The sequence below is a fragment of the Paenibacillus terrigena DSM 21567 genome, from assembly GCF_000374845.1.
In the GTDB taxonomy this organism is placed as follows: Bacteria; Bacillota; Bacilli; order Paenibacillales; family Paenibacillaceae; genus Paenibacillus_K; species Paenibacillus_K terrigena.
Map to the genome: position 1 here is coordinate 105785 of NZ_KB895419.1, position 21462 is coordinate 127246.

Genomic DNA, 21462 nt, shown 5'->3' on the forward strand with positions numbered 1-21462 from the left:
CGAATTACATATGGGAAATCACCTTGTCGATGATGCCGTATTCCAATGCTTCCTCGGCGGACATGAAATGATCACGGTCCATGTCTTTCTCAATTCGCTCCAAAGATTGGCCTGTATGCTTCTGCGTAATCTCGTTCAGTTGTTGACGCGTCTTCAAGATCCGTTTGGCGGTAATTTCAATATCTGACGCTTGGCCCTGTGCCCCGCCACTAGGCTGATGAATCATGATCTCGCTATTCGGGAGAGCGAAGCGTTTGCCAGCGGTTCCAGCCAGCAGCAGAATGGCGCCGAAGGAAGCGGCGAATCCTGTACAAATGGTGTGAACAGGTGCCTTGATATACTGCATCGTATCGTAGATTGCAAATCCTGCTGTTGTGGAACCGCCAGGACTGTTAATATACAGGAAGATGTCTTTATCGGGATCTTCTGCGGAGAGGAAGAGCATCTGGGCGACAATGCTGTTCGCAACTTGGTCATCAATGGCGGAACCTAGGAAAATGATTCGATCCTTCAATAATCGGGAATAAATATCGTAGGATCTCTCGCCAAGGCGAGTCTGCTCCACGACATAAGGGATATAGTTACTCATATTCATACCTCCAAGGGATTCGTTATGGTCATTCTTCTGGTAAACGAATCAGTGAAGGCATAGGATACGGAAGTTATTCCATTTGGGGTAAATACAACTTTATTTTTGAGCCGCGTATCTTATGAAGAGAACCATTCGTTTGCTTCATAAGGGGAATGTTGTTTATTGAGCAAAGGAGGTTGTGAAATGGTCTATATCGAACCTATGCAAGTAGAGAAGGTGTCTCAACAAGATCGTGTGGATCAGCTGCAGATTGTACTTCGCCGTTACTGTCTTTCCATAACGAATTCCCTGGATGATGCAGATGATTTGGTACAAGATACATGGGTTAAAGCGTTAAGTGCCAGTCCAGGGCTGACACATCTGAACCCGGAAGCATTGCTGCTTCGGATTGCGAAGAATACATGGATTGATCAGATGCGGAGAAGAACCCACCTGAACCGAATCATGGAGCAGTTACAGCTAGAGCCCATTTTGTACCCGGATCACGGCCGGCTGGAAGTAGAGGCTGCTTTTCATCACCTGATGACGCATTTATCGCCGCGACAACGAACAGTGTTCCTACTAAGGGATGTGCTCGGGTATTCCATTTCGGAAGCATCACAGATCATGATGACATCCGAAGGAGCCGTAAAAGCAGCACTTCATCGTGCTCGCCAAACACTTGCAGATATTAAAGAAGAGAAGAAAATCGATTCGGCTGTAACCGAAGATCATATCGCCAAAGAACAAATTGAGCGACTCGCGAGCACCTATCTAGACGGAGATATTGGCACATTAATTCAACTGATTCAGAAGAATAATATGGAATCTGTTGCGATGATCGGTCTGATTCAGAATAAAATGATGCAGAGATCGAGCACGGTTCAGGCCGGCAGATCGAAGTCCCATACCAGTATGATGATGGCGGCTTAATTTTACATTGGGAGAGCGAAAATGATTACAAGACCGAATCTATCTGACCTTAAGCACTTGATGGACATCATCAATAGGTGTACTGACCACCTCAACCAATTAGGAATTGATCAGTGGAACGAGCATTATCCAACGACAGATCTTGTCAGATCAGACATAGCATTAGGGAATGTTTATACGTATCGTGAGGATGAAGCCATCCTCGGATTGATGACACTCGGTGAGACGCAACCTGCAGAATATGAGCATATTCAATGGTCAAGTAAGGACACTACGCGGGTACTAACGGTCTATCGACTTGCTGTCGATCCGAAGTGTCAAGGGAGAGGGATCGCAAGGAAGCTTATTGAATATGCCGAGCATGAGGCACGGAGCAGGGAGTTTTCTTGCATACGAATGGATTGTTACACGAAGAATAAAAGAGCCTATGAGCTATACCGCTACTTAAATTATGAACTAAAGGGGACGGTTGTTTTTCCGCATACGTACGTCCCTTTTTATTGTCTAGAGAAAGTATTGTCATAGAATGCAAACTGATTCAGCATGGAGGGAACAAGGTGGCACGATCAGCACAGAAAGTCCCTTTCGGTTATGAACCCCCGGTTCTAACACGGAAAGGGACGTTAATTTACTACGATGCATTTGAGCATACGACAGATCTTGATCTGGAACTTGCCGCTGCGTATGCTTCTACGCACGATTTTAAGGAACTGGTATTGTACCCACTCCATGAAGAGACGGTAAGACGAATGACGAAGGAGCCGGTGAGCGCCTTCTACAAACGATTAGATCGTCTCGTGGATTGGCAGCAGCATCATGCAGGAATTCCAGCGAAGATCGAACAATTCGAAGGTAAACGGAAGAAGTATACGCCGATCGATTCTGCCTTACGTCATCTCAGCGATCAATATGCTGCACCTTATTTCTTATATCTCACGACTGAGGTAGCCAATCAATTCGCATCCTACGATTCCTTCGAATCTTGGATTGTGAAGCTACGTCTTGTCTTAACGGAGGAGCCTCAGCGGATGCATCCGAGGCTCGTGCAGTATCAGCATCGTTGGTCGGTCCGAGCATAAACAATTACAATTGAGTAAGGGGCCGCTTGGCTGGCCCTTCCATCACCTCACCATCGATCGAGAAACGTGATCCATGACAAGGACAATCCCAGCTTAAATCTCCCGCATTCCATTCCACTTCACACCCCATGTGGGTACAAGTTGTATCCACCATATGCAAAACCCCTTGCGCATCGCGATAAGCGCCTGCTCTTTGACCATCCACGGTGACGACATCGCCTTCGCCTACTTCTAAATCCTCAGGTTTCTTACGCACCATCTCCAACTTGCCCGCAATAAGATGTTTTGCCACATCCGCATTTTGCACGACGAACGTTTTAATATCGGGATCGGCATGGAACCGAGACGGCGTATACAGCGCTTGATACGGATTGTCACGTCCAAGAATGGTATCCCGCAGCAGAAGGGCTGCCAGGGTCCCTTGCGTCATACCCCATTTTCGATACCCTGTCGCCACATAGACGTTCTGAACACCAGATGAAATCTGCCCAATGTAAGGGATTTTGTCCAATGTAACGAGATCTTGTGTGGACCAACGATAAGGTATGTCTTCGACTTTGAACTGCTCCATCGCAAAGGTCTGCAGTGCCTCGTAATGCCGAATCGTACATACGCCTTGCCCCGTCTTATGCCCCTCGCCACCTACCAACAAGAGAGTATCGCCATTCGCCATCGAAGTGCTGCGTATGGATCGCGTTGGATCTTCAGCGCGAATATACATCCCACCAGGGTATGGCTCCGAACTTTTGACCCCAAGCACATAGGAGCGCTCAGCATGCATTCTTGAGAAATAAAAGCCCATGCCGTCATAGAACGGGAAATGGGAACAAGACACGGCGTGACGACATGTGACATGATGCCCATCGCGGGTAACGAGCTTTGGTTCAGGTGCATTCTCAACGGTTGTAACTGTGGTATGCTCATAAATTTTCCCGCCTAATTTCATGAACATCCGGACAAGTGCATATAGATAATGTAAAGGGTGGAATTGAGCCTGATTGCGCATGACGAGTGCTTGCTTCATGGATAACGAGAGGGGCATGGATTGGACAAGTTCGCCATGAATTCCGATCTGCTCGTAAGCCTTCATTTCAAGCTCTAATTTCCGCAAATACTGCTCATCGTTAGTGTAAATATAAGCATCTTGGTCTATTAATCCACAATCGATGGACTTTTCTTGGACAAGCTCTTTGATAAACTGTATCGCTTCTTGATTCGCATGATAGTAATACTGTGCCTTCTCCAGGCCCACATGCTGAATCAACTCGTGATAAATCAGGTCATGTTGTGCGGTAACTTTGGCTGTCGTGTGCCCCGTGGTGCCCTTTAGGAGCTCTCCAGCTTCGAGAAGTACGACGTCCAATCCCTCTCTGGCTAACAACAATGCGGTCGTAATGCCGGAAATTCCACCTCCTACGACGGCTGCATCCGCTTGGATATCCTCTTTTAATGCGGGGAATGTCATTGGTTCCGATGAAGCAATCCAGTAAGAATCAGGGTATTGCGGGAACGCATCAGTTGTCTTCATGGGTATCCTCCTGCTTCGATGTTCTCGCTGAATTTTTCCCAATTCGCACCAAAAAAATGTATGGACATCCCAAAGAATGACATCAAGAATTCGTGAATACGAGCTCAGTTGGTTCGATTCCGCTTAGGTCGACAAATAAACAAGTATTCCTCACAGACCGTTTGACATGCTTTTTACGCTCAAATGTGTACAATCTAACCTATATTGAAGCAGGTTTACTTCATCACTTTTAAGGAAGAGGTGTAATCATGCGTAGATTAATTAATCATCCATTATTTGTATATGTATTATGTTTGACATTGCTTTTGACGGTAGGTATGGATTTCCTCGCATCCACAAAAGCAGCGGGTTTAAATCCAAGTGTCCTAAATCCTCATTCGGAATCATCTCATGCTCCTGTTATGGAAGCCTCCATACTAGGTCCCATGTTTCCAGTTCATCTAAGCGCATCAAAATCTGTATCGAAAGAAATGAGTCGGGTAACAACCCTGTCCATAACCAAGCCGTCTCAGAATAACAAGGTAAACGCCACGAAACCGTCCTATGATCGTTATGAAATTACTGCAACTTACCTCAATGTTCGAGCGAACCCTTATGCAACATCCAAGAGAATCGATACGAAAAAGAAAGGGACCGTCCTGCAGGTGGTGCGCAAAACACCAAATGGTTGGCTTCAGCTGAAAGGCGGCGGTTATGTGCATGGTGGTTATGCGCAGCATATGCCTGAAATCGATCCAGATCGCGAATTTCCAGATGTCGTGACCATGACGAAGCGTCCTGCACGAACCATTCCTACACCTGTCGTGACGGAGCCAGCGAAGCCGACATCATCCATCCAATCAGACTCCGGGTTATCGGAGGAACATATTGCGCAGTTGTTCAAAGGTACGGCATTGGCGGGTCATGAGCTCGAAGAAGCGGTCTTAGAGATTGAAGAAGAGTATGGAATCAATGCTTATTTTACAATTGCCGTGATGAAGCTGGAGAGTGGCAATGGCAAGAGTAGGCTTGCGAAGACGAAAAATAATTTGTTCGGCTTAAATGCGACGGGCGGTTCGAATAAAGATGCATTTCATTTCAAATCCAAAGGTGCAAGTGTGGAGAAGTTCGGTCAGCTACTATCCAAAAATTATGTGAAGAAAGGCTATACAACCGTCGAGAAGGTCGCGACGAAATATTGTCCTGTCAATCCGAAGTGGCCGAGTCTGGTCAAAGGTATTATGAAAAGTGACTATAAGAAGCTATAATTGACATAGATTGTTGTGAGAATGAAGTACATAAGAGCATGATTTTTAGGCATAAAAAAGATTGCGAAATAGGGTTGACTTTGACGTTGCGTAAAGGTGTAACCTGAGGGTGTCAGGAGGCGAACATGTGGAATATACAGTCCAGAAACTAGGCAAACTCGCAGGGATCAGCACTCGAACGCTTCGATACTACGATGAGATTGAACTCCTTAAGCCGGCAAAGGTCAATTCGTCAGGTTATCGAATTTATGGTCAGAAGGAAGTCGACCGATTGCAGCAGATCTTATTCTATCGAGAACTCGGAATGAGTCTGGATCGTATTAAAGAGATCGTCACTTCTCCCAGCTTCAATGGGGCCATCGCGCTTCGAGAGCATCGAGAACAACTCCTTGACAGAAGACGGCAATTGGATGCGTTAATTGCGAATGTAGACAAATCGATTGCCTTTAACGAAGGGAGAATTACGATGACAGACCGTGAGAAATTCGAAGGTTTTAAGCAGAAAATGATCGATGAGAATGAGCACAAATATGGGGCTGAAATCCGGTCGAAATACGGGGATGATACAGTCAACAAATCGAATGAGAAGTTGAAAAATATGACGCAAGAGCAGCACGATGAAGTCACGCGCCTTGCCAATGAAGTGATTGCTGTACTAGGCGATGCCATCCAGACAGGGGATCCAGCTAGCGATGTTGCGCAACGTGCAGCGGACTTGCACAAGCAGTGGCTCACCTATTATTGGAGCGAGTATAGTAAAGAGGCTCATGCGGGTGTCGCACAAATGTATGTTGATGACGAGCGTTTCCGCGCGTATTACGACAACCACTACCCGGGTGCGGCGGAGTTTTTGCGTGATGCCATCCATATTTACACAGGACAACAGTCCTAATCAACGAAGTTCAAGAAAGCTTCTTCCCGTGATGGAAGGAGCTTTTTCTCATGGAAGCATTGCAGAATTCATGTTTTCTTAGATATTGAAAATAAGCTATTGTCAATGGCACACAACGTGTGTTAATATCTTCCTAGTTATGATAATGATTATCACTATCAATATAATATGTGGGGGAGACATACATAATGAATGCACAGTTTCGCAAATGGGGTTTATTGACGGGGGCTTTGTTACTAGCACTCGCTGTTGGTTGCAGCAGTAAAGAGCAGACAGCAGAAGCAGGACAAGAGACGACTACACAAGTTGCAACTGAGGAGAAAGCAGCAGCTCCTGCGTCGGCTTATACCGTAGATGAGACCAAAGCTGCAGAATTACAAGCACAATTCGGGGATGCAGCGCCGAGTAAAGTGGTTGTGGCTTCCGTTGCGATCTCGGAAATTCTGAACGAATTAGGCGTTATGCCGGTCGGCGTTCCAACATCTACGCTGGAATTACCCGCAGCATTCAAGGATTTGCCTCGGATCGGGTCCGCGCTCAAACCGGATGTCGAGCAAGTAACGAAGCTGCAGCCGGATGTCATTCTAGGGCCAGAATCGATCAAGACAAGTCTTGATAAGCAATTTAAGCCCGCGAATTTGAATACAGCTTATCTGCCAGCCGATTCACTGGAAGAGTTGAAGCTAACAACGGTCGTTCTCAGCCGCATTTTTAAGAAAGAAGATCAAGCCAATGCGTTCCTTGCAAAGCTCGCTGAACAAGAAAAATTAAGTGTAGAGCAAGCAAGTGGAAAGACACAACTGAAGATCATGATTCTATTCGGCTCTGCAGAATCGTTCATGATGATGAATGAGAATACATTTGCAGGAAGTATTGCGAAGAAATTAGGAGCATCCAATGTGGTGTCCGATGTACTGAAATCCGAAGAAACATATATACCTCTTAATATGGAAAATGTCGTCGCGGCGAACCCTGACGTGATTCTATTGGTTGCACACGGCGATGCCAATACAGCAGTGAAGAAGTTCGAAGAAGATGTGAAGAAGAACGGTGCGTGGGATAAATTGAACGCATTTAAGAATGACAAAGTCAAAGCGCTGGATTATAACTTGTTCGGCGTAGCGTCAGTCGTCAAAGCGTCGGATGCCTATCAACAGATGCTAAGCATTCTGTACTCATAATGACGTAGCTCTTGGGTTCGTGGAATAGGGGGAAGACAAGTGCTCGTACATAAAAAGGCAACTGGGTTAACAATAGGCTTGACGTTCGTCCTTCTCATCTTAGCCATTATCGTATCGATGGGGCTTGGCAGCGTTCAATTCTCACCTGTAGAAATTATTAAAGCACTCTTCGGCCATGGCGGCGAAGTATCGGATACTATCCTGTGGGATATTCGAATTCCTCGTGTCATGCTCGCAGCAGTGATTGGCATTAATTTAGCATTATCAGGCGCGATGCTGCAGGCTGTTATGAATAATCCGCTCGCGGATCCGGGATTAACAGGGGTATCTAGCGGTGCATCTGTAGCCGTATTATTCATCTTGCTGGTCGTACCGCAATTCTCATCCTTTATCCCCTTCGCAGCGATCATTGGCGGCAGCTTGTCAGCGCTGATGGTCTATGCGCTTGCATGGAAGAAGAGGGGGATCACGCCAATACGGGTTATCCTTGCTGGGGTTGCTGTCAATTCTGTCTTCGGCGGCATTATCGGGTTGTTATCCCTCCTTTATAGCGATAAGCTGCCTGGAGCCTTGCAATGGTTGAATGGGAGTCTGTCGGGCAAAGGTATGGGAGATCTGCGCGTGATGTTACCGTACTCGGTCATCGGCTGGATCGTTGCGTTATTTTGTATCCGGCAAGCGAATATATTACGTCTCGGGGAGCAAGTTGCCTTGAATCTAGGCGAGAGTCTGAATCGCGTTCGCATTATTCTCTCTTTCGTCGCTGTCTACTTAGCGGCGGTATCGGTATCAACGGTTGGGATGATTGGCTTCGTTGGCCTTGTTGTTCCACATATGGCACGAATGCTGGTCGGATCCGATTACAAACATCTGATTCCGATGAGTATTGGACTTGGCGCACTGGTATTGCTTGTTGCGGATACGATTGGTAGAACGTTCTTCGCTCCACTCGATATTCCTGCGGGCATTGTCATGGCTGTCGTTGGCGGGCCGTACTTTCTATATCTGATGAGGAAAGGTGATGTATAGCATGCTGGAAGCTACTTCGCTATCCATAAGTTATGATGGGAATCGTATTGTGAAAGACGTCTCTCTTCATGTCAATGAAGGAGAAATCGTCTCGATCATTGGCCCGAATGGATCTGGTAAATCGACGCTGCTCAAGGGGATGTCTCGTCTGATCCCATGCGAGAGCGGTCGTGTATGTATCGCGGGTCAAGAGCTGAGTGCGATGCGCAGCAAGCAAATTTCGCAGATGATGTGCATCTTATGCCAATCCAATCAGACGCCGGCTGATATGACGGTGGAAGAACTTGTCTCTTACGGCAGAACACCGCATAAGAAATGGTTCGAGCGGTTGACGCGTGAAGATCATGAGATCATCGATTGGGCGATAGAACAGACAGGGATGACTTCGTATCGGAAACGCCTAGTCGTATCCTTGTCAGGAGGCGAGGCGCAGCGAGCATGGATCGCTATGGCTTTGGCTCAGCGTCCTAAGGTATTGCTGCTCGATGAACCGACAACATACTTAGATATTGCGCATCAGCTTGAAGTATTAGAATTGGTGAGATCGCTGAATAAAGAGCTTGGCATTACCGTTATCATGGTCCTGCATGATCTGAATCAGGCAAGTACGTATAGTGATAAAATTTGTGTCATTCGGAGTGGCGTCGTGGAGTTGGTCGGTAAACCGTCCGAAGTCTTAACACATGAAATGATTCGCAATGTATACGGCGTCGAGGCTGAAGTAGAATTCACACCGAATTCGACCTCGCCGCGCATTCATCCAATTCGTAGAGCAGTTGCTAATGTAGGCTAAATTTGAGGAGGAATATCAGATGAAGACAATGGATATTGGAACAATGAAGCAGAAATATGTTGATTTTACGAGCAGTCGCAAGACATTAGTGATTAGCAGCTTGGATGAGCAGGGTATGCCATTCATTAGCTATGCGCCCTTCGTGAAGCTTAATGACAAGCTGTACATTTATATTAGCCGTATCTCTGATCATTATCGTTATGTGGAGAGCAATGACCGTGTTCATGTCATGATGATTGCAGACGAGAGTGAGACGCAGAATGTATTTGCTCGCGAGCGTGCACGTTGGTCTTGCTCGACTGCAAATCTTGGCAATGAGGGTCATGAAGAAATTTTCGAATTATTTAACACTTCGTTCGGCGAGAAAATGATGACGATGCTTCGTGGATTGGATTTCTCCTTGTTCGAATTGACGCCACTCGAAGGTCGATTCGTTGTCGGGTTTGGTCAAGCATTCGATGTGAGCCTGTCAGGTGATAAATTCGAGCACGTCGTGGTTGATAAGAAAGATAAATAAGGATTTTGAAGGAGGTAAACTCGATCATGTCTTATGAATTCGTTCGTCCCGTATGGAGAACCGTCCGTGATCGGTTCCAGAAATCGATGTCCGCTTTGAAACCTGAAGAGTTGTCGCTGAAACTCTCGGATGACTCATCGTCCATTGGTTTTATGGTTCGGCATAATGCCGAAGTAGAGTATATGTTCGCGGAGTGGTTCTTCCAGAAGCAAGCTCCGGAAGGTCTGATCTATCAGACCAATGGACCTTCGACAGATGATTCTGCATTTACGGATCTAGCGTCGTTGCTCGCGTTCTCGGAAGCTTCGGATCACTATTTAACTTCCGCGATGGAAGAGCTTCCTGCAGAGGCATGGGACCAGCCGGTCACTACACCGATGGGTGTGTCTACGCCGCGTGAAGCGTTGGGACGCGTTCTTTATCACGCGGGACTGCACGCAGGTCAGATTTCTTTAATCCGCAAATGTGCCGGGCAAGCTAGTCGAGTTTAATACATAACAGGGAGCGCCTTAGAAGGTGCTTCTTTTTTTTGTTGATACAGGAAACATTTTGCGAAAAATGGAGGGATTTACCTGATGTTGTCGAATACAACATGATTGAACTTTGATCATTCTGTCTGAAAGGAAGCTCTCTACGATGTCAAAACTATTTCAAGTATCACTATTTGTGCCGGGGGTTCTACTCATTGTCTTTCTTTTTTCGATGTTGCCAGTTGTTTTTCAGGCTGATCCTGTGAATGGCGCGCTGCACTTTCAATGGATGAATGGCTTCACGAAGATCGGGGAGTATATTGATGGCATTTGGACCGGACAATCCTTCCGCTACTACGCCGGAAGCAATGAATTATCGTTCTGGGAGCAGATTGGTAACGGCATTAAAGTTACATCCTTTTATATGGTTCTCGGTGCAGTCATGGGCATGACGATTGGTATCTTGCTTGGCGTCTATTTCGCCGTTACACGTGCGGAATGGTTCAAGCGTCTCCTGGAGTTGACAGGCGCATTGCCAGACTTCATCATCGTGATCGTCTTGCAATCCATCATCGTACTCGTCGCGATGAAGACGGGCTGGGTCATCGCCAACGTCGGCAGTTTCAATGATAATGAACCTGCCATCCTGCTTCCGCTGCTATCAACAATCATTATTCCTGCGAACTACATGATCCGTAATGTTGCGCTTCATATGAAGCATACGTTTACGGAGGATTATATCAATTTCGCGAAATCGCGAGGACTGCGGAAGGGGTATATCATTTTCCGCCATGCCCTGCCCAATGTATTGCCCTTCATCAAAGCAGATTTGCATAAATTTATGGGGATCTTGTTCGGCAACCTGTTTATATTCGAATATTTGTACAATTTGCACGGGGTTACACTGCTTGTCTTCACCAATGCGTTTGGATTGAAGAGCTATCAGTATAGTCTGGTCGTCAACGGCATTCTAACGTTCTTGTTACTCTACGCGATCGTGTATCTGCTGCTTAGGCTTATGATTCTAGGGTGGGAGAAGGTGTTGACACGATGAATCGAGCATTGATTGCAGGACTCATCATTACCCTTGTCATGATTGCAGCTTCCTTCTTCGGACAATATCTAGCACCGAATCATCTGGAGGATCAGGTTAGCGTCCATTACACTGTCGATGCGAATGGACAAGGTACATTAGTCGTACCGCCGGTCTCTCCGAATGCCGAGTACCCTTTTGGAACGGATAAGGCAGGAACGGATCTGATGGCGAAATTAATCGCTGGGTCCAAATACACGATTATTGTATCTCTCGCTGTTGCATTTGCTCGTATCTTCATCGGTGGGATTGTCGGTCTGCTCCTTGGTTATTTCGGTAAAGAAAAGAAGTCGCGTGCGAAACGGCTGCCCCTATGGAATGTATTAAATGGGATTCCTATGTTCATCATCGTATGGATGGTCATGATCGGCATTTCGATCAATCCGGTGGTATCCCCTGTCTATTTGACGATCATACTCGCCGTCGTCATGACGATCGTCGGAATTCCGTCCGTCGCCTCGACGATTAAAGATAAAACGATGGTTATCCGGGAGAAGCAATTCATTATCTCGGCGAGATCGATCGGTGCTGGCCCCCTGACCATCATTCGAACGCATATTTTCCCACATATGAAGGAAAGCTTCATTATTTTGTTCGTACAAGAGATTATTCTTATTTTGGGATTGCTGGGTCAATTGGCTATTTTCAATGTATTCGTAGGCGGTACGACGATGTACTTTGATCCCATTGAATATGTGAGTCGAACGAATGAATGGACTGGGCTCATCGGCCAAGCAAGGAGTTATTTGTTAATCTACCAATGGATCTTAGTTATTCCGCTTGTTACTTACATCGTGTTTATATTTGGCTTCCATCTCATTTCCGTCGGACTGGAGTCCATCTACAAAGAGAAATACTCCAAAGTATCTCATATTTAATTGTTCTGTGTTCGCCTCATGATTTGCTCGAGATTGTGACATAATAGCTATATGTAGAAGGGCTGAAGATCAGCATGTAAGGTGCTGCTGCAGTCCTTTTATTGTTCTTCAAGGAATTGATTCAAGCTTGGGGAATATTTGCTTAATGAGAAGGAGTATTCGATCTCATGCTTCAAAGTGAACTCGAAGAATGTTTAATCCGATGCATAACAGATTACCAAACAAACATTTACCGTCTCGCATATAGCTATGTTCGGAATACCGAGGATGCCCTTGATATTGTCCAAGAATCGATACATAGAGCCTTAGTATCCGCCGAATCGCTGAAAAATCCCGATGCAATTAAAAATTGGTTCTTCCGCATTGTTGTTAATTTGTCGCTTGATTTCTTAAGGAAGCACAAAAGGATTCGAATTGTAGACGATGAAACACTGGAATCGTATAGTTCGGGCACTGCTGATGACTATCCAGATCTTGACCTGAAGCGAGCATTAGAGGAGTTGCCTATGAAGTATCGCAGCATCGTAATCCTTCGATATTTCGAAGACATGAAGATTGAAGAAGTTGCAGAAGTCCTGCAAGAGAACGTGAATACGATTAAGACGCGACTCTATCAAGCGCTCCGCCTTCTTCGTATCCAGCTGAATGATGACAGTTCTGAGGAGGTACAGTAGATGGACAATCCGATCGAACAATTAAAGAAAGGGTATCAAGACATTCCAATACCAAAGGAACTAGAATGTGTTGTTGAACAGGCAATCAAGCGTCGTAAGGGAAAGGCACCAGCCTCGAAATGATGGGGTGTCTTGTCGGAGAATCTAGTCACGCCCTGCTTCATAGATTCTGTAAGCGACGGACCGCGGGTCGGTCTTGGCTGTCGAGAAGTGGTCGCCACCGCCTTGAATATAGCGGAATAATCCAAGCCGACTCGACATGTGTGGATGCCAACCGTAGGAACCGTCAGCTTGTGGGGAGATCGCTGTATCCTCTGTCAGATTGACATAACTTCTTGGAATCGTTAGGTTGTAGAACTTCTTCAGATCCAGCCTCTCAAAAAGTGGTCCTGCGGGCTCGGACGGTGTTTGATGATACATATGGGAAGCGAACTCGAAGCTTGCGGTGTTGGCGAAGTTCTCACGAAAGACAGGGAAAGGGAGCTTGATTGTATCATCAGGTGAACTTTTGCGTAATTGTATGAACATTTCACGGCCAGCAGGTGGGAGTTCATTAGCGACACTCTCTCCGTCCTTGAGCACGAATGCGTTCCAGAAGACCATTCTGAGAATGCGATCCGGTATTTGCTCAGCCACCTTCTGAACCACAGTCCCCCCGAAGCTATGACCAACGAGGATAATATTGTGAAGGTTGTAAGACACAATGTAATCGACAACAGATTGCGTAATCATCGTATGCGTCACTGCTTTGTTCGGATCTGCACCATGTCCTGCGTATTCCGGTACATACACCATATGTCCCAAATGCCGGAGCTCAGCTGCGATTTCATCCCAGAAGCTTGTATCAGCCCATGAACCATGAATGAGGACGAAAGTCAATGGCTGGGGTTGTATTTCATAAGAGGGACTTTCGATATATGGCCAAGGATTGGAATAGCGAACGTAGGGAAAGGGTACAAACATTTGTAATCAATTCCTTTCAGCGTATAGGCTCTTCTATATGTTTCTACGATATGCCCAGAGCGCCCAATTGGTTAATCTGAATGGATATTAAAAAATTGAAACGATCTGGAGTTCATCCACGTACTAGAAAAATACATGTCAACCCATGTGGATCAGAATGAGGGGATTGAGCGATGGTGGATGAACAAAGGACGACTCGAATGGAAACGAGTGAAGAATTACAAGAAGAACTTAAAGGGATAACCAAATGGGAGCAGGAGCAGCGTGATTTATGGATATGGGATCGAATCGCTCGTTTTCCTTTCAAAATATTAGATCGGCTTACACCGAAGTTCATTCACGAAAAAATTGGCAAGGCACTCGACGAGCTTGGCGGATATGTTCAAGACGGTGGCAAATATCTCGTATCTAGTGGGCAAATCAATCAGAAATTACGAGAAAAAGGCGACTTCCCGAATAGTATTGCTGTTGATCAATTACCGCTATCGATCATGGATGCCGTAGCTGTTGATCTATCCAACAGCCGGAGTAAACTTGCGACCTTGCAAGGCGCAACGACAGGCATTGGAGGAATATTCACCCTCGCAATCGATATACCGGCGATCCTAGGATTATCCTTGAAGGTGATTCAAGAAATTGGACTATGTTACGGGTTCGATCCGAATACGCAGCAAGAACGGGTCTTTACGGTGAAGGTCATGCAATTCACATCGTCAGACATTGTCGGTAAACGCGCTATTCTGGACGATTTGAATGCTGAGACGGCTTCGGAGTATAAAGATTCTGAAGCGGGTAATGCAACCTTGTCCCGAATTGAAGGCTGGCGCGAAGTGATGACAGTCTATCGGGATAACTGGGGTTGGAAGAAGTTGTTTCAGATGATACCAATTGCAGGAATGGTGTTCGGCGCTTGGATTAATCGCGGCATGATGCAAGATGTAGCAGATGCAGCACATAAGTTATATCGGAAGCGCAGAATCCAGATTAGGCTTGCAGAATTAGAGAATCGTCACGCTTAGCAAGGCTTGATATAGGAAAATAGAGTAGAGAAATAGGGGCGTACTTCGGTATGACTCCTATTTTTATTTTGTGTAAGAAGCATTGGACAGGGCATGCTCTATCTTCTGAGGCATATAATATATCGATTTACGATGAAAATGGGAGGTAGCGTGTAATGAACACCCAAATTCAGCTTCAGATTACGGGGATGACCTGTGCGGCCTGTTCGGCTAGGATCGAACGAACGCTTCGCAAGCTGCCAGGTGTCGATACCGTCTCCGTGAATTTACCATTCGGACAGGCCCATGTCGAGCTCGACCCGAATGTGATTCAGGTTCATCAGATTACCGAGAAGATCCAGCAGATCGGGTATGGTGTGAAAGAGGAACTTGAAGATGCACATACGCACGCTAGCAACGATATTCGATTTTACAGGAATAGATTCGTTGCATCGGCTTTGATGTCAATACCATTATTCTGGGTCATGTTTAGTCATTTTACTTGGATGCCGAGCATTGAGGTGCCGGCGCTCATCGCTTCACCTTGGACTCAGCTGCTTATCGGGACGATCCTGCAATTCCTCATCGGATTCCCTTTCTATTACGGAGCGTACAAGGCATTGATACAGCGATCTGCGAACATGGACGTCCTCGTTGCGCTTAGCACGACGATGGCATATCTCTATAGCCATTATCTCATTTTTAATGCGATGCATACCCAGGAGATGCACCATACCCATTATTACTTCGATACAAGTGCGATGATCTTTACCGCCGTGTTGCTCGGGAAATGGCTGGAATCTATCGCGAAAGGGAAAGCGCTCAAAGGAATGAGCCACATGCAATCGCTGCAAGCACGGATGATTCGTCTTCTTGATGGTACACAAGAGAGATGTATACCCGTAGAGGATTTAAGCATCGGAGCGACCGTGATCGTCTATCCCGGAGAAGTCGTCTCTGTCGATGGGAAGCTGATTCGAGGACTGACGGAAGTGGATGAATCTTTCTTGACAGGGGAGAGTAAGCTGGTCCAGAAATCTATGGGTGATATGGTGTACAACGGCTCAAAGAATGTTTCTGGCCTCATTCATATTCGAACTGCTGTTGACAATGCCAATTCACAGTTGTCCAGGATGATTCAGCTCGTGGAACAGGCACAACATAGTAAACCGCTCGTTCAGCGTCAGGTGGATCGATTGGCTGCATTATTTGTTCCGGCGATGATTCTGTGCGGCGCCATTACCTTTCTGATATGGAACTATATGATCTTGCCAGGGAATCCTGAGATGGCATGGCATCACGCGATGGCAGTATTATTGGTCTCCTGCCCTTGTGCTCTTGGATTAGCAACACCGATATCCATTCTGATTACATCGAGTTTGTCAGCAAGGCGAGGAATTTTGTTCAAGGAAGGCAAGTATATAGAGAGCCTCTACCGAATGGATTGCTTCCTGCTCGATAAGACAGGGACACTCACGGAAGGCAAACCCAGTGTTCAAGCGATTGATGCTCCAGGTCAATCCGAGAATTATATTCTCCGCATTGCAGCTGCCTTGGAGCGGTATTCCGCACATCCGTTGGCACAAGCCATTGTCACAGCTGCTGAGAAGAAACAGTTATTGTTGCCTGAAGCTTCTGCCGTGACGGAGATTGCAAGCCAAGGCATTATGGGTTGTGTCGAAGGCATACAGCTTCATATTGGAAAAGAATCATGGCTGCAGTCGATGGATATCTCAGTCCCAGGTGCATTGAAGCCGCGGGTGAAACATGCAGGGGAGACTCGACTTCATGTCGCATTGCATGGCGTATGGAAGGCGACGATCTATTTATCGGACCCGATCCGATCTTCTTCATCGGAAGGGATTTCACTTTTGAAGAAGCACGGGACCGTGATGATGGTGACCGGAGATGAGCAAGCGGTAGCGGCTGATGTTGCTGGACGTACAGGGATTGAATACGTATATGCTGGCATGCTCCCTGCTGACAAGTTACAGCTTGTGAATCGTCTGCAATCGGAAGGGCGTAGAGTTGCGATGATCGGAGATGGCGTGAATGATACGGCGGCACTCACCGCTGCGGATATTGGTATCGCGATGGACTCAGGGACACGAACGGCGATCGAAGCCGGAGATGTTGTTCTGTTGAGAGGGGATCTCACTCATGTTCCAGCTGCAATTCAACTAAGTCGAAATGCCATGCGCAATATTCGCCAGAATCTCGGGTTTTCACTAGCCTACAATATGATCACGATTCCAATGGCAGCCGCGGGTTTTCTGGAACCAATGACGGCTTGTGTGCTTATGGCATTTAGTTCAGTGACGGTTGTCTGCAATGCGCTTCGACTGACGAAGCAGCTTAAGCATTGAGAAGAATTAGGATAAATGTTTATACTAAATTGAGAATCGAGTGAGAATGAACAGCTCGTGTATAAACCTCTCCAAAACCGCAATGCTAGTAGTGAGTGTTCAAAAAGTCTGCATTTCAGCACCGAGAAGGTGAACGCAAGATTCGATGTCGATTATGCTTCTTGAATGACTTCGTGATCAAATGATGACTTTTTTGAACAACCTCTAGTAGTGAGGGAGGTGAATATCACATGGCTAAAGACGTATTATGCGAAGTGAATAACTGCAAGTTCTGGGCGAACGGCAACAAATGCAACGCTACTTCTATCTATGTCGTAAGTAACCGCGGTTCAAATGCTAGAAATTCGGAAGAGACCGATTGTAAAACGTTCGAATCAAAAATCTAATGTAAATGGGGTAGCGTCGGAAATGATCCGGACTACCCCATTTACACGTTATAGAGTGAATTACCTTCTGCAAGCCACTGTTTGTGAACCCGTAAGTTAAATAGAATTCTACTCCATTGTTACATATCGGATAAATCCATACACTTTGATACACATTATAGAACGTAATGAGATGTGCACTGGAGGTAAGCAATCATGGGGCCAAATGGACTTATGACGGTAATTGTTCTATTTTCTCGATTAATTTCACCTGACAATTTCGTTGTGGAATGGAATGGAGAGACACTGGCAACCGTTCATCGAACGGATTATGTGCTGCCTCAGCCGGGGATTCCGCTTATCAATGAGAAGAAGTTCCAGAAGTTCCTCGATAATATAGGCAAAAAAGTGTATCTTCCACCCGTAAATGCGGGTCTAGATGATCTTGGGAGGATCATACCGGAACAAATGGGGAGAAAGTTAGATCGGCGTTTGCTCATGGAACAATTTTATCGATTTATGTATGAAGGGGGCTCATCCAAGATCGAAGTCCCACAACGCCCCTCGTTTCCTAAGGTCGATCGGGAGCTTCTCTCCATCATCCGAGAGAAACAAATCGGTCAATACATAACGTATTTCAACCCGAGGAATAGGAATCGTTCCCAGAATATTGTCCTGGCGGCGCGTGCAGTGAATAATCAAGTTTTGTTTCCAGGAGAGAAGTTCTCCTTTAATCAAGTCGTCGGCATACGGACCGAGTCAAAGGGATACCAACGTGCGCATGTTATTGTCAAAGGGGAGATCGCGGAAGGCGTTGGGGGTGGAATTTGCCAAATTTCTTCCACATTGTTCAATGCGGTTGATCGCGCAGGGCTGCGCATCATTGAGCGCTATTCTCATAGTCGAAATGTCCCCTATGTGCCCCCTGGTCGAGATGCGACGGTTAGTTGGGGAGGTCCGGATCTGGTGTTCCAGAATAAGTACAACCAGCCCATATTCATTCGAGCATTGGTCCATGGCGGACAAATTCAAGTTCTAATCTATTCGTCTGAAGGGGTTAATTACAAGTCCCGCGGTGTGCCGAGCGCCTCGGAACAGCTGCCGGAAGAGATTTTCTCAGATTCGTATCAATTAGATATACAACAGTTTAATACAGGAGGTTAGATCAGATGAAGGATCTATTGAATCGTTCGTTATCGTTAGGGATTGGTATTATTGCTCAAAGCAAGGAACAAATTGAGAAGACGGTGGAGGAACTCGTCAATAAAGGGGAACTAACCCGTAAAGAATCCGCTGAATGGGTTGATGAACTTGTCAAGAAAGGCGAAGAAGCGCGGCAGAAGATCGAATCGAATGTGATGGAGCGTGTACAACGTACCATGGGAGAGCAGCAGATCCGGGGCGTGACGCGGGAAGAGTTCGATGAACTGTCCCAGCGTCTTGCGAGACTGGAACAGCGGTTGGCAGAGAATCAATAAAGGGTTGATTCGAACTCAGATAAATCCGGTACCGAGGAGGGTGCTGTATGCAGATTAGGAAAAGAATACGCCAGCTTAAACGGTATCGGAAAATTGCCATTGCGCTTGTTCGCAATGGCTTCGGTTTTATCGTCCATGATCTTGACTTACTGGAATTGGTTCCGTTTTTGCGTAGCAACGAAAGACATGATGTACATAAGAAGTCCATTGGTGAGCGAATTCGTCTGATTCTTGAAGAGTTAGGTCCTACCTTCGTGAAGCTCGGGCAAATTGCTAGCACACGACCGGATTTGTTGCCAGCGGATGTCATAACAGCGCTTGAACAGCTGCAGGATCAAGTACCACCGTTCCATTCTGATGAGGTAGTGGAGATTGTTGAGGATGAGCTTGGAGATCGTCTTCAGCATGTTTTTCTTGATTTCGAATTGGTTCCTTTGGCTTCAGCTTCTATTGGGCAAGTTCATCAAGCGACATTGCATGATGGCACACAGGTCGCTGTGAAAGTACAACGACCGCGAATTCAAGAGATCATCGAGACTGATCTCGGGATGCTGGCTGAATTTGCAATTCTTGCGGAGAAACGCTTGGAATGGGCGCGGGACTACCGCCTTACAGAAATTGTTCACGAGTTAGCCCGTTCACTCCATGCGGAGTTGGACTACTCCGCCGAAGCGCGTAATGGTGAGAAGTTCGCGAAGCAATGCAAGCATTTGCAGCATGTACAGGTACCTTCATTATTTCCTAAGTATTGTACGCGACGCATCCTAACAATGGAATATGTGACAGGGATCAAGCTGTCTGATCACGCTGGGTTGATGGAAACGGGACATAATCGCACAGAAATTGCTAGACAATTCGCATCGGTTATTTTTCATCAGGTTCTGATTGAAGGTTTCTTTCATGGAGATCCGCATCCTGGAAATGTGTTGGTACAAGAAGATGGAGATCTCATATTGCTTGATTTTGGGATGGTGGGACGGCTGTCGGATGCCATGAAGAAGCATTTCGCGCTTCTTGTAATTGCACTGCGCAATCAGAGCTCCAGAGGGGTCATTCGAGCCATAGGGAAGATGGGGATTGTTCCGGATGATGTTGATGATGCCGCTCTACGCTTAGATGTCGATGAGTTAAGAGATAAATATATTCAAGTCCCGCTAAGCCAGGTGCATATTGGCGAGGCTGTGAATGATTTATTTCGGGTTGCACGAGGTCACCGAATCCGTATCCCTTCCGAGTTAACGATGCTCGGTAAGACACTCCTCACCATGGAAGGCGTTGTAACAGCTCTGGACCCTGAGTTTAGCATATTTGAAATCGCTGAGCCTTATGGGCGTAGGCTATTCAAGGAACAGTTTGACCCGATTCGTATCGGTCGGCAGTGGCTCGATGACATTCCAGAATTTTTTGACTTGCTCACCGAAGTGCCAACGAGTTTGAGAAATTTACTCACTCAGCTGCAGAGAGGGAAAATTCGGATCGAAGTAACGGCTCCGGAATTAACGAAATTTCTACATAAATTGGATCGTGTGGCGGATAAAGTATCGTTCAGTATTGTTCTGCTCGCATTCAGTATTTTGATGGTAGGTCTCATTATAGGGTCATCGATTGGTCATAAGACAACTCTTACTAGATTTCCGGTGATTGAGATGGGTCTAGGTATTGCTGTATTGTTCGTCCTATGGCTCGTCTTCGAGATGATCAGGTCTTTACGTTCCAAGCAGCGATGAGGAAGGTTTCGAATTCCTTCGTTCATTTCAAAATCTTGCGCTTCCATTCAGGCAGGCTATCATCGGGTCAGTCACTTGGTTATACTGTTCTTAGAGGTGAGACCCGATGATGGATCAAATTCCAGATGTGCAGTGGCAAGCTATTCTGCAGAATGATGCTGCCTATGATCATCAGTTCTACTATGCCGTGAAGACGACAGGTATTTTCTGTAGACCTTCCTGCAAATCCAAACCGCCGAATAAAGATAATGTCAGTGTCTTCCGGAATGCCGACGAAGCGCTAAATGCCGGATATCGACCATGCAAACGGTGCAAGCCTACGGGTCAGCGATTACCTGATGCCGAATGGGCTGACCAAATATCTCGGTTTATAGAAGAGAATTATCAACACCCCATATCGCTTCAAATGATTGCAGATACATGTCATGGAAGTCCTTATCATCTGCATCGAATTTACAAGCGTGTTATGGGAATTACGCCGGGCGAATATGTTCAACGGACGAGATTAGAGAAAGCTAAGGAATCATTGCGCAAGTCAGATATCGCGATATCAACGATTGCCGGGAGGGTAGGGATGCCGAACATCCCTTATTTCGTAACCTGGTTCAAAAAAAGCACAGGATTCACGCCGGTTGCATATCGCGAGTCCTATCGAAATCCGTTAAAGGAAGAGGTGTGAA

The 21462-nt window shown here is 46.2% G+C and carries 24 protein-coding genes; 21 read left to right on the top strand and 3 right to left on the bottom strand.

The genetic code is table 11. The features are described from left to right. Positions 1 to 4 precede the first annotated feature (4 nt). On the bottom strand, positions 5 to 589 hold the full coding sequence (gene clpP / locus C558_RS0120605; protein WP_018758192.1) for an ATP-dependent Clp endopeptidase proteolytic subunit ClpP: 585 nt from the start codon (positions 587 to 589) through the stop codon (positions 5 to 7). Between the two features lie 186 nt (positions 590 to 775). On the opposite strand from clpP, the gene C558_RS0120610 reads away from it, so the two are divergent. Genes C558_RS0120610 through C558_RS0120620 form a run of 3 tightly spaced genes read left to right on the top strand, consistent with a single transcriptional unit; the run spans position 776 to position 2583 of the window. Further along, positions 776 to 1504, top strand: coding sequence for an RNA polymerase sigma factor (locus tag C558_RS0120610; protein ID WP_018758193.1), 729 nt, complete (start codon positions 776 to 778; stop codon positions 1502 to 1504). A gap of 21 nt (positions 1505 to 1525) precedes the next feature. Next, entirely contained in the window at positions 1526 to 2029 is a 504-nt protein-coding gene (locus tag C558_RS31530) for a GNAT family N-acetyltransferase (protein WP_018758194.1), read from the top strand. A gap of 32 nt (positions 2030 to 2061) precedes the next feature. Then, positions 2062 to 2583, top strand: a complete 522-nt coding sequence (locus C558_RS0120620) for a hypothetical protein (RefSeq protein ID WP_018758195.1) — start codon at positions 2062 to 2064, stop codon at positions 2581 to 2583. 4 nt (positions 2584 to 2587) lie between these two features. On the opposite strand, the gene C558_RS0120625 is transcribed toward C558_RS0120620, so the two are convergent. Continuing rightward, on the bottom strand, positions 2588 to 4111 hold the full coding sequence (locus C558_RS0120625; RefSeq protein WP_018758196.1) for an FAD-dependent oxidoreductase: 1524 nt from the start codon (positions 4109 to 4111) through the stop codon (positions 2588 to 2590). A gap of 248 nt (positions 4112 to 4359) precedes the next feature. On the opposite strand from C558_RS0120625, the gene C558_RS32720 reads away from it, so the two are divergent. From C558_RS32720 to C558_RS35010, 11 genes are all read left to right on the top strand, one after another. After that, the gene (locus C558_RS32720; protein ID WP_018758197.1) at positions 4360 to 5358 is read left to right on the top strand and encodes a glucosaminidase domain-containing protein; all 999 of its coding nucleotides are present in this window, start codon (positions 4360 to 4362) and stop codon (positions 5356 to 5358) included. Positions 5359 to 5485: 127 nt separating this feature from the next. Next, the gene (locus tag C558_RS0120635) at positions 5486 to 6250 is read left to right on the top strand and encodes a MerR family transcriptional regulator (protein WP_018758198.1); all 765 of its coding nucleotides are present in this window, start codon (positions 5486 to 5488) and stop codon (positions 6248 to 6250) included. 188 nt (positions 6251 to 6438) lie between these two features. After that, a complete protein-coding gene (locus tag C558_RS0120640; RefSeq protein ID WP_018758199.1) occupies positions 6439 to 7431 on the top strand; it encodes an ABC transporter substrate-binding protein in 993 nt (330 codons plus the stop codon). A 39-nt stretch (positions 7432 to 7470) separates the two neighbouring features. Then, entirely contained in the window at positions 7471 to 8460 is a 990-nt protein-coding gene (locus C558_RS0120645; RefSeq protein ID WP_018758200.1) for a FecCD family ABC transporter permease, read from the top strand. Between the two features lies 1 nt (position 8461). After that, the gene (locus tag C558_RS0120650) at positions 8462 to 9253 is read left to right on the top strand and encodes an ABC transporter ATP-binding protein (RefSeq protein ID WP_026264046.1); all 792 of its coding nucleotides are present in this window, start codon (positions 8462 to 8464) and stop codon (positions 9251 to 9253) included. A gap of 19 nt (positions 9254 to 9272) precedes the next feature. Then, on the top strand, positions 9273 to 9770 hold the full coding sequence (locus C558_RS0120655; RefSeq protein WP_018758202.1) for a HugZ family pyridoxamine 5'-phosphate oxidase: 498 nt from the start codon (positions 9273 to 9275) through the stop codon (positions 9768 to 9770). Between the two features lie 26 nt (positions 9771 to 9796). Then, on the top strand, positions 9797 to 10261 hold the full coding sequence (locus C558_RS0120660) for a DinB family protein (RefSeq protein ID WP_018758203.1): 465 nt from the start codon (positions 9797 to 9799) through the stop codon (positions 10259 to 10261). Between the two features lie 145 nt (positions 10262 to 10406). Next, the gene (locus tag C558_RS0120665) at positions 10407 to 11294 is read left to right on the top strand and encodes an ABC transporter permease subunit (protein ID WP_018758204.1); all 888 of its coding nucleotides are present in this window, start codon (positions 10407 to 10409) and stop codon (positions 11292 to 11294) included. Further along, positions 11291 to 12211, top strand: a complete 921-nt coding sequence (locus C558_RS0120670; protein ID WP_018758205.1) for an ABC transporter permease — start codon at positions 11291 to 11293, stop codon at positions 12209 to 12211. Before C558_RS0120665 ends, C558_RS0120670 begins: the two co-directional genes overlap by 4 nt. Positions 12212 to 12378: 167 nt before the next feature. Continuing rightward, positions 12379 to 12885 carry an RNA polymerase sigma factor SigV gene (locus C558_RS0120675; RefSeq protein ID WP_018758206.1) on the top strand — a complete coding sequence of 169 codons (507 nt, stop codon included), beginning with the start codon at positions 12379 to 12381 and terminating at the stop codon, positions 12883 to 12885. Continuing rightward, a complete protein-coding gene (locus C558_RS35010) occupies positions 12886 to 13008 on the top strand; it encodes a hypothetical protein (protein WP_018758207.1) in 123 nt (40 codons plus the stop codon). Positions 13009 to 13029: 21 nt separating this feature from the next. Here C558_RS35010 and C558_RS0120685 read toward each other — a convergent pair whose 3' ends face one another. Beyond that, positions 13030 to 13848 carry an alpha/beta hydrolase gene (locus tag C558_RS0120685; RefSeq protein WP_018758208.1) on the bottom strand — a complete coding sequence of 273 codons (819 nt, stop codon included), beginning with the start codon at positions 13846 to 13848 and terminating at the stop codon, positions 13030 to 13032. Positions 13849 to 14021: 173 nt separating this feature from the next. On the opposite strand from C558_RS0120685, the gene C558_RS0120690 reads away from it, so the two are divergent. From C558_RS0120690 to C558_RS0120720, 7 genes are all read left to right on the top strand, one after another. Continuing rightward, the gene (locus C558_RS0120690; protein WP_018758209.1) at positions 14022 to 14867 is read left to right on the top strand and encodes an EcsC family protein; all 846 of its coding nucleotides are present in this window, start codon (positions 14022 to 14024) and stop codon (positions 14865 to 14867) included. A 155-nt stretch (positions 14868 to 15022) separates the two neighbouring features. Beyond that, complete coding sequence (locus C558_RS0120695) at positions 15023 to 17212, top strand: heavy metal translocating P-type ATPase (protein ID WP_018758210.1); 2190 nt, start codon at positions 15023 to 15025, stop codon at positions 17210 to 17212. A 230-nt stretch (positions 17213 to 17442) separates the two neighbouring features. Further along, positions 17443 to 17598, top strand: coding sequence for a DUF1540 domain-containing protein (locus tag C558_RS33275; RefSeq protein WP_018758211.1), 156 nt, complete (start codon positions 17443 to 17445; stop codon positions 17596 to 17598). A gap of 195 nt (positions 17599 to 17793) precedes the next feature. After that, the gene (locus tag C558_RS0120705; protein ID WP_018758212.1) at positions 17794 to 18741 is read left to right on the top strand and encodes a VanW family protein; all 948 of its coding nucleotides are present in this window, start codon (positions 17794 to 17796) and stop codon (positions 18739 to 18741) included. A 5-nt stretch (positions 18742 to 18746) separates the two neighbouring features. Then, the gene (locus C558_RS0120710) at positions 18747 to 19055 is read left to right on the top strand and encodes a phasin family protein (protein WP_018758213.1); all 309 of its coding nucleotides are present in this window, start codon (positions 18747 to 18749) and stop codon (positions 19053 to 19055) included. A gap of 47 nt (positions 19056 to 19102) precedes the next feature. Continuing rightward, positions 19103 to 20782 carry an ABC1 kinase family protein gene (locus tag C558_RS0120715; protein WP_018758214.1) on the top strand — a complete coding sequence of 560 codons (1680 nt, stop codon included), beginning with the start codon at positions 19103 to 19105 and terminating at the stop codon, positions 20780 to 20782. Positions 20783 to 20888: 106 nt separating this feature from the next. After that, positions 20889 to 21461 carry a bifunctional transcriptional activator/DNA repair enzyme AdaA gene (locus C558_RS0120720; RefSeq protein ID WP_018758215.1) on the top strand — a complete coding sequence of 191 codons (573 nt, stop codon included), beginning with the start codon at positions 20889 to 20891 and terminating at the stop codon, positions 21459 to 21461. Position 21462: the final 1 nt, after the last annotated feature.